12 protein-coding genes are annotated in these 12,740 nt (G+C 65.2%); 5 read left to right on the top strand and 7 right to left on the bottom strand.

The window, feature by feature from the left end:
* Positions 1-7: 7 nt before the first annotated feature.
* The 4 genes from rlmH to CDPAHKCJ_RS07300 all read right to left on the bottom strand — a co-directional run bounded on the left by rlmH (position 8) and on the right by CDPAHKCJ_RS07300 (position 3,390).
* The gene (gene rlmH, locus CDPAHKCJ_RS07315; protein WP_043331959.1) at positions 8-475 is read right to left on the bottom strand and encodes a 23S rRNA (pseudouridine(1915)-N(3))-methyltransferase RlmH; all 468 of its coding nucleotides are present in this window, start codon (positions 473-475) and stop codon (positions 8-10) included.
* A 145-nt stretch (positions 476-620) separates the two neighbouring features.
* The gene (gene rsfS, locus CDPAHKCJ_RS07310; RefSeq protein ID WP_043331961.1) at positions 621-980 is read right to left on the bottom strand and encodes a ribosome silencing factor; all 360 of its coding nucleotides are present in this window, start codon (positions 978-980) and stop codon (positions 621-623) included.
* A 251-nt stretch (positions 981-1,231) separates the two neighbouring features.
* Complete coding sequence (nadD, locus tag CDPAHKCJ_RS07305) at positions 1,232-1,867, bottom strand: nicotinate-nucleotide adenylyltransferase (RefSeq protein ID WP_166019573.1); 636 nt, start codon at positions 1,865-1,867, stop codon at positions 1,232-1,234.
* Between the two features lie 239 nt (positions 1,868-2,106).
* A complete protein-coding gene (locus CDPAHKCJ_RS07300) occupies positions 2,107-3,390 on the bottom strand; it encodes a glutamate-5-semialdehyde dehydrogenase (RefSeq protein ID WP_166019250.1) in 1,284 nt (427 codons plus the stop codon).
* Positions 3,391-3,702: 312 nt separating this feature from the next.
* On the opposite strand from CDPAHKCJ_RS07300, the gene CDPAHKCJ_RS07295 reads away from it, so the two are divergent.
* The 4 genes from CDPAHKCJ_RS07295 to CDPAHKCJ_RS07280 all read left to right on the top strand — a co-directional run bounded on the left by CDPAHKCJ_RS07295 (position 3,703) and on the right by CDPAHKCJ_RS07280 (position 8,156).
* Positions 3,703-4,728 (top strand): hypothetical protein, encoded by a 1,026-nt coding sequence (locus CDPAHKCJ_RS07295; protein WP_166019249.1) that lies wholly within the window; start codon positions 3,703-3,705, stop codon positions 4,726-4,728.
* Positions 4,728-5,687: a diguanylate cyclase gene (locus tag CDPAHKCJ_RS07290; RefSeq protein ID WP_166019248.1), complete on the top strand. Its 960-nt coding sequence runs from the start codon at positions 4,728-4,730 to the stop codon at positions 5,685-5,687. The genes CDPAHKCJ_RS07295 and CDPAHKCJ_RS07290 overlap by 1 nt, the downstream gene beginning before the upstream one ends.
* Positions 5,684-7,156: a bifunctional DedA family/phosphatase PAP2 family protein gene (locus CDPAHKCJ_RS07285; protein ID WP_240916695.1), complete on the top strand. Its 1,473-nt coding sequence runs from the start codon at positions 5,684-5,686 to the stop codon at positions 7,154-7,156. The genes CDPAHKCJ_RS07290 and CDPAHKCJ_RS07285 overlap by 4 nt, the downstream gene beginning before the upstream one ends.
* A gap of 121 nt (positions 7,157-7,277) precedes the next feature.
* A complete protein-coding gene (locus CDPAHKCJ_RS07280) occupies positions 7,278-8,156 on the top strand; it encodes a DMT family transporter (RefSeq protein WP_166019247.1) in 879 nt (292 codons plus the stop codon).
* A gap of 160 nt (positions 8,157-8,316) precedes the next feature.
* Here the strand turns inward: CDPAHKCJ_RS07280 and CDPAHKCJ_RS07275 are convergent, their stop codons facing one another.
* The 3 genes from CDPAHKCJ_RS07275 to mpl form a co-directional block, all read right to left on the bottom strand.
* Positions 8,317-8,946, bottom strand: coding sequence for a LysE family translocator (locus CDPAHKCJ_RS07275; protein ID WP_166019246.1), 630 nt, complete (start codon positions 8,944-8,946; stop codon positions 8,317-8,319).
* 99 nt (positions 8,947-9,045) lie between these two features.
* Positions 9,046-9,699 (bottom strand): flavin prenyltransferase UbiX, encoded by a 654-nt coding sequence (locus CDPAHKCJ_RS07270; protein ID WP_166019245.1) that lies wholly within the window; start codon positions 9,697-9,699, stop codon positions 9,046-9,048.
* Positions 9,696-11,138 carry a UDP-N-acetylmuramate:L-alanyl-gamma-D-glutamyl-meso-diaminopimelate ligase gene (gene mpl / locus CDPAHKCJ_RS07265; RefSeq protein WP_166019244.1) on the bottom strand — a complete coding sequence of 481 codons (1,443 nt, stop codon included), beginning with the start codon at positions 11,136-11,138 and terminating at the stop codon, positions 9,696-9,698. Before mpl ends, CDPAHKCJ_RS07270 begins: the two co-directional genes overlap by 4 nt.
* A 194-nt stretch (positions 11,139-11,332) precedes the next feature.
* Here mpl and CDPAHKCJ_RS07260 point away from each other — a divergent pair, with 194 nt between their 5' ends.
* Entirely contained in the window at positions 11,333-12,595 is a 1,263-nt protein-coding gene (locus tag CDPAHKCJ_RS07260; RefSeq protein ID WP_166019243.1) for a 6-phosphofructokinase, read from the top strand.
* The last annotated feature ends 145 nt before the right edge of the window (positions 12,596-12,740 follow it).

Below are 12,740 nucleotides of genomic sequence, written 5' to 3'. Positions count from 1 at the left end.
CAGGCGCTTACCGGTGATAGGGGTGCCCGACCAGCAATGTCCAGGCGCGGTAAAGCTGTTCCGCCAGCACGATGCGCACCAGGGGGTGCGGCAGCGTCAGTGCCGAGAGCGACCAGCGCTGATCGGCACGTGCCAGCAGGCGTGGGTCGAGCCCATCCGGGCCACCGATGAGGATGGCCACGTCTCGCCCTCCCAGCCGCCAATCATCGGCATGCTGGGCAAGCTGCTCGGTACTCCAGGCCTTACCTAGGACATCAAGGGCGACAACATGTTCATTTCCCTTGAGTTTTTCAAGCATCCGATCGCCTTCACTGGCCATGGCACGGGCGATGTCCGCATTCTTGCCGCGATTGCCGGGCGCCAGCTCGATGAACTCAAGCGAAAAATCCCGCGGCATGCGCTTGAGATATTCCCGGCTACCCTTCTCCACCCAGTCCGGCATCTTCTGCCCGACCGCCAAAACTCGGATCTTCATGTCCTGTCCCGTGCTGTGTCAGAACGACGGGCAAGCCCGCGGTCCTTCCATCGGATACTCCCTGCCCGCGACATCGCGACCGGCAAGGACACAACGCGCGGTTGGCATGCCCCGACGAGCAACCCGTCGGGTCAGGCTGGCAGGATCAATGGCTCTGCTCGTACTCTTCACGCGTTTCGCGGGGCAGATCGCTCCACAGGCGCTCGAGGTCGTACAGGGCACGGGTTTCGGCCAGCATGACGTGGACGACGACATCGCCCAGATCCAGCAGCACCCAGTCGGAACCGTTGTCGCCTTCACAGCCCAGCGGCTTGACGCCGGCTTCTTTCACGGTGACCTGCACGTTGTTGGCCAACGCGGAGATATGGCGGCTGGACGTACCGGTCGCGATCACCATCACATCGGTGACGCTGGTCAGCTTGGAGACATTGATCTCGCTGATTTCCTGGGCCTTGAGTTCTTCAAGGGCGTCGACAACCAGGTTTTTAAGAGCTTCGGTCTGCATGATTCCTCGGGAGTTTGTTCGGCAGGGGGCGCATTCTACCCGTTGGCGATGCGCGCGCCTATGGGCATCGTCATTTACTCGCCAAAGTGGCGCCACGCACGGCGATGCGGGATCACTGCGCCGGCGCACTCTCTCATGATGCCACGCTCGCACGCGACATGACGTTCAGAGCCACAACGCTCAGCTTGATGATGGGCTCAGCTCAGTGATGGGTTCAGTTCGATTACGGGCTCAGGTCGATGACGGACACTTCAGGACGAGGACGGACAATAGAGGCCATGCGCCTCGATATGACGGATCACCGCTTCCGGCAACAGGTAGCGCACGCTGTCACCCAGCGCGAGGCGCTCACGCACGAAGGTGGCACTGATGGCCATGCGCGTCGGCAATGACAGGCGCAACAGGTGGCCGCCCGGGCGCGCCATCAAGGCCGCCACCGAGTCGACCTCGCGCCCCTGGATCAGCGCTTCGAGCGCCCGGGGCAGCGGTGCATCATGGTCAGGCCGCTCGATCACCACCACGTGGGCTTCATCGAACAGACGATCGGCGGCATGCCAGTCCCCGAGCTTGAGGAAGGCGTCATGGCCGATCGCCATCACCAGCCGCGCCTGCGGGCCATATTCGGCACGTAGACTGGCCAGGGTGTCGGCACTGTAGGAGGGGCCATCGCGCAGCAACTCACGCCCATCGGCCTTGAGACCCGGCTCTCCCTCTATCGCGGCTTCCAGCATCGCCAGACGCTGATCACTGCTGACGCCGGGCGCGGCGCGATGCGGCGGCTGATGCGAAGGCACCAGCAGTACATGGTCCAGCCCCAGCGCTTCGCGCAGCTCGATGGCACTGCGCAGATGGCCGTGATGAATGGGATCGAAGGTACCGCCGAGCATGGCGACACGCGGCACCGGGCCGAGACAGCCCTCGAAGCTCGGCTCCGCTGCCGTGTCAGTCCTTGAACGCGAGTCATGTGCCGACTCGGTGTCGTGATGCACGGCCTCACGCTCCTGCGCGAGACCATCGGCATTCAAGGGGCGCTGGGTGTCCTCCAGCGCCTCGGGGGACAGGGCCTGCTCGTTCGTCAAGGTCTGCTCGGGCGCGACCTGCCCCTTGGCGGGTGAGACATGGTCCTTCACTGGCGAATCTGCCCATCACCGAACACGATGTACTTGCGGGTCGTCAGGCCCTCAAGCCCGACCGGACCACGCGCATGCAGCTTGTCGGTGGAGATGCCGATCTCGGCGCCCAGGCCATATTCGAAGCCATCGGCGAAGCGGGTGGAGGCGTTGACCATCACCGAGCTGGAATCGACTTCCGCCATGAAACGGCGCGCCAGCGCATAGTTCTCGGTGATGATGGCCTCGGTATGCCCGGAGCTGTGACGCTCGATATGCGCCATCGCCTCATCCACGCCATCCACGACACGAATCGCCAGAATCGGTGCCAGGTATTCGGTATCCCAGTCTTCCGCACTGGCGGCCACGGCCTGCGGCAGCACTTCACGGGTGCGCTCGCAACCACGAATCTCGACCTCATGTGCCGCCAGACGCTCGGCGATACGCGGCAGGACCTCGGCGGCAACCGGCGCATCGACCAGCAGGGTCTCCATGGTGTTGCAGGTGCCGTAGCGGTGGGTCTTGGCGTTCTCGGCGATCCGGACCGCCATCGCCAGGTCAGCCGTGGCATCGATATAGACGTGACAGATGCCATCGAGGTGCTTGATGACCGGCACGCGCGCATCACGCGAGATACGCGAGATGAGGCTCTTGCCACCGCGCGGGATGATGACATCGACGAACTCGGGCATCGCGATCAGCTCACCGACCGCGGCGCGGTCCGTGGTGGCGACGACCTGGACTGCCGTGGCTGGCAGCCCGGAGAGCACCAATGCCTCGCTGATGATCTCGCTCAGCGCACGGTTGCTGGACGCGGCCTCGGAGCCACCGCGCAGGATGCAGGCATTGCCGGACTTCAGACACAGGCTGGCCGCCTCGATGGTCACGTTGGGACGTGACTCGAAGATGATGCCGATCACGCCCAGCGGCACGCGCATGTGGCCGACCTGAATGCCGCTCGGACGCGAGCGCAGACCATCGACCTCGCCGACCGGGTCCGGCAGCGCCGCGACCTGCTCGAGCCCCTCGATCATGCCGTCGATACGCGCCGGCGTCAGCGCGAGACGATCGACCATCGCCTCCGAGAGCCCATTGGCGCGTGCACGCGTCAGGTCCTCGGCGTTGGCCTCCGCCAGTGCCTCGCGACGCTCATCGATCAGACGCGCCATGGTCTGCAGAGCACGATTCTTGATGCCGCTGTCAACGCGACGCATCACGACGCTTGCCGCGCGCGCTGCATGCCCCAGACGATTCATGTACGCCACGACGTCCGTGGTGTCGTGCTTGCCCTGCTCACTCATGTGCCTAATCTCGCTGGTTGTCAGTGTCCACGTGCTCATTACATCATCCGCCGGGCGCCGCGGGGGGACATTTCGCCATGAAGCCCTGACGTGAAGGCCTGATGCGAAGGCCAGCCGTATAGGCCTTGGAGGCGTAGACACTAGTGTCACTCGCCGTTTGGGGTATGCTGCCATTATTGCAGGCGACGTTGCATGATCGGAGCACCGTCGCATCTTGCAAACGTGTCGGCAATGCCCACGTCACAGACCGTTCGGCCAGGGAATTCGGCCGATTTCGCGCCATCCACGGCAAAGGTGCCAATATAAGTCACCATGGAGATCAAGTTCAAAGTCCGTCTCAGTCAGTTCGTCTGTCTGCTCGGCTCTGTATTGCTGCTGCTGGAAGCGGCACGACAGATCAGTATCGGTCTGACGCTCACTGCCCTGTTGCTGGCGGTGGGCGGCACGATGTTGCTGGTGGTCTCTCTCGCCCACGAGCTGTTTACCCTACGCTGGTTCCGCACGCTGGTGATGCTCAGCGTCGCGCTGATCATGAGTGCACTGGTATTGCTGGCCCCGCAACAGCACCTGATGTGGCTGTGGGGCTTCGCCGTCCTGCTGCTCTATCCGCGCCCGCGCTGGCTGGCCCCGGCCTGCGCACTGATCGGACTGGTCACCACCTGGGTGGCGCTCAGCCAGCTGGGCAGCGACTGGCTGAGTCTTGGCATCGGCATCACCGCGACTCTGATGGCGCTCGGTGCCATCGGTGGGCGACGCCAGCAGCAGGTCTGGATGCAGCTGGAACGTCGTGGCCGGCGTGATTCCAGCCGCGCGATCTGGTCACAATACCAGCTGATGCGCGACCTGCCGCGGGAAATTGCCCGTGCCGATCGCGAGGAGATCCATATCGAATTGATCCTGCTCGCACCGGTCAAGACCGGTCGTCTGGCCAACCGTCGCCTGATGAACACCCTCGACAGTGCCGCGCTGCCGCATGAGACCCGCTACCAGCTCGATGACGGGGCACTGGCCGTCCTGCTGGTCACCCGCGGCGAGCGCATGGCCAGTCTGCGCCGTCGCCAGTTGATCGAGCATCTCGCGATGCCGGTCCGCGCCCGCGTGCAGCCCCTCAACGACAGTGATCCCAGCGCGCTGGACCTCAAGCGCCTCAGCGCCCATTTGAGTGATGAAACGCAGCCGATCACCCTGCTGGCGCCACTGCCTCGCAAGCCTGCCGATGCCTCAACAGACGAAACCTCGACAGACAACGTCCCGTCAGATGCCGGGCGAGGCACCCTCAAACAGGCCAGCGCGGCAGACAAGGTCGCCGTGGCACCGTCGCGGGGGAATGATCACTGATGTCTCCTCTGCACAGTCTGGCCCATCGCGAGCGCCGGGAACTCGCCAATCGCAAGACACTGATCATGCTGCTGGCCGCCGCGGTGATCGCCACCTACGCCCTGTGGCGCTACCTGGTCGGCGATTTCGAGCATATCCTGACCCCCGTGCTGGCTACCCTGCTGATGGCGATTGCCGCCGGCCTCAATCACCTCGATGATGAGCAGCCGCTGCCTTCCTACCTGACGCTGATCGCCAGCTATCTGATGCTGGCACTCGAGGCGCCGGGCACCTATCCGGGCATGTCGCTGTGGCTGGGGCTGCCCAGCGTGCTGACATTGCTGCTGTTGCCCCTGGCACCGGCGATGTTGCTCAATCTGGTGCTGGCACCGCTGTGGCTATGGCTATTGGGCCAGCAGGAAGACAACTTCGGCGAGGTACTGCGCTACCTGTGTCTGCTGCTGGTGGCCAGCCAGCCGTTCGTCATCAACAGCCTGCAGGCAGGTGTCATGAGCCTGACCGCCAGCGAGGAAACCGAATGCAATGCCTTCAATGCGCGTACCGGTCAGCAACGACTGATCAGTGAGGCGGCGCGTGCGCGGGCGCTGGACCAACCGTTCAGCATTCTGGTCGTCTATCTGCCGCAACTGGACATGCTCGGCGAGCAGTTCGGCGAAGACAGGCGCGTCGAATGCCTGGCGATGGCCTGCGACGTGATGCAGGAGGTCTCGCGCCAGGGCGACCTGCTGTGTCGCAGCGACAAGTCGTCCTTCTGGCTGATGCTGCCCAATACCGGCGAGGCCGGAGCGCTGATCATGCGCGAGCGCCTGACCGCGGCGCTGGCAGCGGCCACACAGCCGGAAACCGGCTCCATCATTGCCCGCGCGCGCCTGGTGACGTACAAGGCCGATGACACCACCCAGAAACTCGAGCAACGCCTGCTGGCCAGCCAGCTTGCCCTGATGGATCTCAATGAATGAGCGACACCCTTGCGTCACTGCTGCATTGGCTGAATCCCAGCGTGATGATCGACACCCTGATGACCACGCTGAGCGATCACCCGGCAGCCCTTGTCGCCGTCATCGGCCTGGTCTCACTGCTTGAATCTCTCGCCATCATCGGCCTATTGGTGCCGGGCGTGGTCATTCTCACCGCCGGTGCCTCACTGGCCGGCCATCTCGAACTCTCGCTGCCGATACTGCTGGCCGCCGGGGCGCTGGGCGCCATCATCGGCGATGGCGTGAGTTTCTGGCTGGGCATCCGCTATCGCGATCAACTGCCCGGCCGCTGGCCTTTCTCGCGCCATCCCGAGTGGATCGAGCACGGTCAGCAGTTCTTTCATCGCCACGGCAGCTGGTCGATCGCCTTCGGACGCTTCGTCGGTCCGGTGCGCCCGATCATCCCGCTGGTCGCCGGTATGCTCGACATGCCGCCGGCACGCTTCTTCCTGGTCAATGGTCTCTCGGCACTGGCCTGGGCACCGGCCTACCTGCTGCCGGGCTATCTGCTGGGCCAGACCTGGCAGTCACTGTTCACCCTGCCGGAAGGGGCCGATGGCCTGCTGGTCGGCCTGGCCAGCGGACTGATCGCCTGTGCCTTCGCCTTCTCCTTCCTGCGCCGCCAGCTGGGCCGCGAGGGCCGCCTCTATCATTGGCTGGCTCGCCGCATGCGTCGCAGCCCCTCCGGGCGGCGTCTGTGGTGGCAGCTGCGTCATCCCGACCCCGAGGGCGAATTCCCGCTCGCCTCGATGGCACTGCTGATCTTCGCGGTGATCAGCGTGCCCGCCATGAGCCTGGCGGTGCTGGCCCATCCCGAGCCGTGGTGGATCGACCGCGTGGCCGCCTCGCTGGCCGCAAGCCTCACCTCACTGATGCCCCAGGACTGGCTGCGCGAGGCAAGCCTGGGGCTGTCTCGCCTCGCCGATGGCACCGGCCTGGCGGCGCTCGTGGCTCCGTGGCTGGTATGGCTGCTGCTCAAGGGCCGCCACGCGGTGTGGTTGCATCTGACGGCCGCCTGGCTGGGGATCGCCAGCGCCAATACCGTGCTCAAGTATCTGATCCAGCGCCCGCGCCCGGATACCCCCGCCTTCCTGGAAGGCTCGATGTCGTTTCCCAGCGCCCATGCCGCCGGCAGCGTGGCAGTGTTCGGACTGGCCGCCGCCTTCATTGCCGAGCGCCAGCCATCCTCACGACGCCGCTGGATCTACTGGGCAGCCATCGCCGCCTGTACGCTTGTCGGCCTGTCACGCATCACGCTTGGCGTCCACTACCTCAGCGATGTGCTGGGCGGTGCCTGCCTGGGGCTGCTGGTCTGTGCACTGGTGCGCATCAGCTATCCCGCCTTCGTGCGTCAGCCCTCGCGCCCCCTCGACTCGCCAGCCCCGCTGCTGTGGTTGAGCATGGCGAGTCTGTTGCTGTTGGCGGCACGCTTCGCCTGGCTGCCGCTCTAGGCTGTCGTGATCAGACTGCTGCCGCTCAGGCCGTCGCGATAACGTTGCCGTGATAACGCTGTAAACCGATGAGCCGTCTGAGATGGCGGCTTTGTCACTCCCCCTGATGACGAGGAACCTCATGCCCGGCCCTGCTGCCCCTCCCGCCAACCAGCCCCAGGCGCTGATGTCGATTCATCTCGGCATCGCGCTGCTCGGCGGTACGGCGCTGTTCTCGAAAGGGGTGCCCCTCTCGGCGCTCGACATCACCACCTGGCGCAGCCTGCTGGCGGGACTGTTCCTGCTGTGGCTGGCGCGCCTGAAGTGGCATGTCTCGCTGCGCCTGAGCGGGCGCGACTGGCTCTTGCTGGGCATCGCCGCCGCGCTGATGGCCGCGCACTGGGTGAGCTACTTTCACTCGATGCAGGTGTCTTCCGTGGCCACCGGCATGCTGGCGCTGTTCACCTACCCCATCTTCATCGTGCTGCTGGAACCCTGGGTGGAAGGCACGCGCCTGAAAGCGAAGGATCTGGCGGCAGCGGGGCTGGTCTGCATCGGCGTCTGGCTGCTTGTCCCAGGCGGCGACAGCAGCGCGCAGGGCGACAGCCTGGCGGGAGTGTTATGGGGCGTGTTCTCGGGCCTGTTGTTCGCGGCGCGCAATCTGCTGGTGCGCTACCGTCTCAGCCACCTCAACCCGGTACTGTCGATGAGCCTGCAGGCGCTGGGCGTCGTGGTGCTGACGCTGCCATTCGTCTCCGGCGAGATCATGGATGCCAGCCCCTCGACGGGGATCGCCATGCTGGTGCTGGCCATCGTCTTCACGGCAGCACCGCATGCCCTGATGACCTTTGCCCTCGGTGGCCTCAAGGCCAAGACCGTCGGCATGATCGGCTGCCTGCAACCCGTCTACGGCGTATTGCTGGCATGGTTGATTCTCGGCGAGGTGCCCACCTGGCTGACACTGGTCGGCGGTAGCTTCATCGTGGCCGCGGCAGCGCTTGAGACACTGCGTCGCAGCTGAATCAGCGTCGCAGCTGAACCGAAGTCACAGCTGACTCGAAGTCGCAGCTGACTCGAAGTCGCAGCTGAATCAGCGCCGCGCCCCTGAACACACCAAGGCCCGCCAATGGCGGGCCTTGGTGTGTTCACAAGCTGACATTCTTTGCTCGATCATGCCGACATCAACCGGTCGCGAGCCAGATTCCCACGCCGATCATCAGCGTGCCGGCCACGCGGTTCATCAGCCGCACTCGCGAGCCCCGCCCCAGCCAGCGCGCCAGGCTGCTGCCACCGCCGGCATAGAGCAGCAGGCAGGTGAATTCCAGCGTCAGAATGATGCCGACCAGTGCGATCAGCTGCGGCGCCAGCGGCAGGCTGGCATCCAGAAACGGCGGCAGCAATGCGATGAAGAACGCCCAGCCCTTGGGGTTGGCAATCGCGGTGACGAAGCCCTGTGCGGCCAATGCACGGCGCGAGGCGCGCGGTGCCGTCGCATCCTCCCCTGCTACCCCCAGGGCCAGGCGGCCACGTGAACGCCACATCTGGATCCCCAGCCAGGCCAGGTAGGCGCCCCCCGCCAGCTTGAAGGCCGAGAACACCATCGGATAGCGCAGCATGATGGTCGCGACGCCGATCACCGCCGACACCGCCACCAGCCCGACGCCCAGCAGTTCGCCCACCATCATCCACAGCGTACGCTTGACGCCCTGGGTCATGCCCAGGGTCATCGCCAATGTCATGCACATGCCCGGCGTCAGCGAGACCAGAAAGAACGTCGGCACGAACACCGACAACAATGACCAATTCAGCATTCCCTGCTCTCCTTGCGCAATCTGATGCAGTGCCAGAGGGATGCCTCTGACAAGCTCTCACCGACGAACTCTCCCCTGAGCGGATCGACCGATCGCCCTTCAATCGCCGCTGACATGCCCCTCGCCCCAGCGCGGCATCAGCGCATGCGCGATCCCCAGCTGGTTGAGAATGCGTGCGACGATGAAGTCGATCATGTCATCGAGGGACTGCGGGCGATGATAGAAACCGGGCGCAGCGGGCAGGATGACGGCGCCCATGCGCGTCAGCGTGAGCATATGCTCGAGGTGAATGGCCGAGAACGGTGTCTCGCGCGGCACCAGAATCAGCGTGCGACGCTCCTTGAGCGCCACATCGGCAGCGCGCTCGATGAGGTTGTTGCTGGCCCCGGTCGCGATCGCGGACAGCGAGCCGGTGGAACACGGGCACACCACCATGGCACTCGGCGCGCCGGAGCCGGAGGCCACCGGGGCCATCCAGTCCTCGCGCCCGAAGCAGCGAATCTGACCGGGCCTGGCGTCGTAGCGCTGGGTGAGCACCTCGGTGAGGCGCGCCGGACGGGCCGGCAGCTCCTCGTCGGTCTCGGTGGCGATCACCATGTGCGCGGCCTTGGAGACCATCACCATCACCTCATGACCCGCCGCGACCAGACACTCGATCAGGCGCAGGCCGTACTGGGCGCCGGAGGCACCGGTCAGCGCAACGGTAACCGCCGACTTGAATTCGCCCTCAGGGGCTGTCGCTTGCGTGTTCATGCTTCACCTTCGCGTGCTGCCAGCGCCGCCAGAAGGCGCTCGTGGATACCGCCGAAGCCGCCATTGGACATCACCACCACCCAGTCGCCGGCGCGGGATTGATTGGCGATCTTCGCGATCAGGGCGTCGAGGTCCTGCTCCACCTCAGCTTCCACGCCGAGCGCGCGGCACTCACTGACCGTCTCGTCCAATGACCAGCCGAGGCTGGGGCCCGCGAACCAGCTGACGCGGTCGGCCGCGGTCACCGAAGCCGGCAGACGCGCCTTCATGGTGCCAAGCTTCATGGTATTGGAGCGCGGTTCGATCACCGCCCACAGGCGACCGCCCTGCCCTTCGGCCGCCACGCCCGGCGCCAGGCCCTCGAGCGTGGTGGCGATGGCGGTCGGGTGGTGCGCGAAATCATCGATGACCTTGACGCCCGCTACCTCACCGCGCAGCTCCTGTCGACGCCTGGGCGGCGCGAAGCGCGCGAGCGCCTCCAGCGCCGCCTCGACACTCACGCCACACTCGACGGCAGCGGCCACCGCGGCACAGGCATTGGCCACGTTGTGGCGTCCGCGCATCGCCCACTGGCACTCGATGAAGCGGTCCGCCTCGCCGGACACGGCGGCCGGCGCCGCCAGCGCGAAGTGGCTGCCATCGTTACTGATCAGACGATAGCGCCAGTCGCCACCGGCGTTCTCGATACCGCTCTCATCGCCGAAGCGCGTCACCGGCGTCCAGGAGCCTTGATCCAGCACGCGTTCCAGCGCCTCGGCACCGGCGACGGCGTCCGCTGCGACCACCAGCTTGCCGCCAGCCGGCACGGTGCGCACCAGATGGTGGAACTGACGCTCGATGGCGGCGAGATCCGGGAAGATGTCGGCGTGGTCGAACTCGAGATTGTTGAGCACGGCGATGCGCGGACGGTAATGCACGAACTTGGAGCGCTTGTCGAAGAAGGCCGTGTCGTACTCATCGGCCTCGACCACGAAGGGCGCCTGCGGGTCGCCGATACGCGCGGAATCCCCCAGCTGCGGCGGCACGCCACCGATCAGATAGCCCGGCGTGCGACCCGCACATTCGAGAATCCAGGCGGTCATGGTCGCGGTGGTGGTCTTGCCGTGGGTGCCGGCGATGGCGATCACCGGACGACCGGTCAACACCTCGTCACACAGCCATTGCGGGCCGGAGGTATAGGCCAACCCGCGCTCGAGCAGCGCCTCGACTTCGGGGTTGCCGCGCGAGACGGCATTGCCGACCACCGTGAGGTCAGGCGCGGGGACGAGATTGTCGGCCGCATAGCCTTCCATCAGGGTGATACCGGCCTCGGCCAGCTGTGTGCTCATGGGCGGATAGACGTTGGCATCGCTCCCCGTGACGCGATGACCGCGCGCGCGCGCCAGCAGCGCCAGAGAGCCCATGAAGGTACCGCAAATACCGATGACGTGAAGGTGCATCTGTTTCTCCAATCCGGAAGCCCGAGCAGCCTAGCATGCCCGCCAGGCGGCGAGTAGCGCGCGGCCTGTCAGGGATGGACGACACCCCCAGTGGCATTCGGGCGTCGTGCAGGGGTCATGTCTTTCGGATATGATGCGGCGGGTAAGCGCCAGCCCGTTCAAGACCATGACAAGGAAGCAGAGACGAGAAGCCCATGCCCCAGCACAATGCCTTCTACGCCCAGTCCGGTGGCGTTACCGCCGTCATCAACGCCAGTGCCTGTGGCGTCATCGAAGCCGCTCGTGAAAACGGCGACCAGATCGGCAAGCTGTATGCCGGTCACAACGGCATCATCGGTGCCCTGACCGAAGACCTGATCGACGTCAGCCAGGAAAGCGACGAGAACATCGCTGCGCTGCGCCACACGCCGGGCGGTGCCTTCGGCTCCTGCCGCTACAAGCTCAAGAGCATCGAGGACCACCGTACCCAGTACGAGCGTCTGATCGAGGTGTTCAAGGCCCACGACATCCGCTACTTCTTCTACAACGGTGGCGGCGACAGCGCCGATACCTGCCTGAAGGTCTCTCAGCTGGCCGAGACCATGGGCTACCCGATCCAGGCCATCCACGTACCCAAGACCGTGGACAACGACCTGCCGATCACCGACAACTCGCCGGGCTTTGGCAGCGTGGCCAAGTACATCGCCACCTCCACCCGTGAAGCCGGTCTCGACATCGCCTCCATGTGCGCCACCTCCACCAAGGTGTTCATCCTGGAAGTCATGGGGCGTCACGCGGGCTGGATCGCCGCCGCCGGCGCCTTGGCCGGTGAAGATGCCACCCAGCCGCCGCACATCGTCGTCTTCCCGGAAGTCGCCTTCCACCGCAAGGAATTCATGGCGCGCGTCGATGCCTGCGTCAAGGAACACGGCTACTGCGTGGTGGTGGTCTCCGAAGGGGCGCGGTACGAAGATGGCACCTTCCTGGCCGATGCCGGCAATACCGATGCCTTCGGCCACCGTCAGCTGGGCGGCGTCGCGCCGACACTGGCCGGCATGGTCAAGCAGGATCTGGGCTACAAGTACCACTGGGCGGTGGCCGATTACCTGCAGCGCGCGGCACGCCACATCGCCTCGAAGACCGACGTCGAGCAGGCCTACGCCACTGGCCGTGCCGCCGTCGAGATGGCCCTGGCCGGCAAGAATGCCGTGATGCCGGCGATCCGTCGCCTCGGTGATGGCGCTGACTACGCCTGGGACATCATCGAGGCGCCGCTGGAGCAGATCGCCAACCACGAGAAGTTCATGCCGCTGGAGTTCATCAGCGAAGATGGCTTCTACATCACCGATGCCTGCCGCGAATATCTGTCGCCGCTGATCCAGGGTGAGGACTTCCCGCCGTTCGTCAATGGTCTGCCGGCGGTCGCCAGGCTCACGCTGGCCAAGGTCGAGAAGAAGCTGACACCGTTCACGATCTGATCGCCTGGCGTTGATGTGCCTGAGCGGTTCGTCGCTGATACGGCCAGTTGCTGACAGTACAGATAGCTGACTGTCCCGGTCATTGACAGAGCCGGTCATGACAGTGAAGCGAGTGTAAAAAAGCCCCGCACAGGCAACTGTGCGG

This window comes from Cobetia sp. MB87 (assembly GCF_011319755.1).
In the GTDB taxonomy this organism is placed as follows: Bacteria; Pseudomonadota; Gammaproteobacteria; order Pseudomonadales; family Halomonadaceae; genus Cobetia.
The sequence above is the reverse complement of the archived record's forward strand: the minus strand, read 5'-3'. Positions and strand labels throughout refer to the sequence as shown.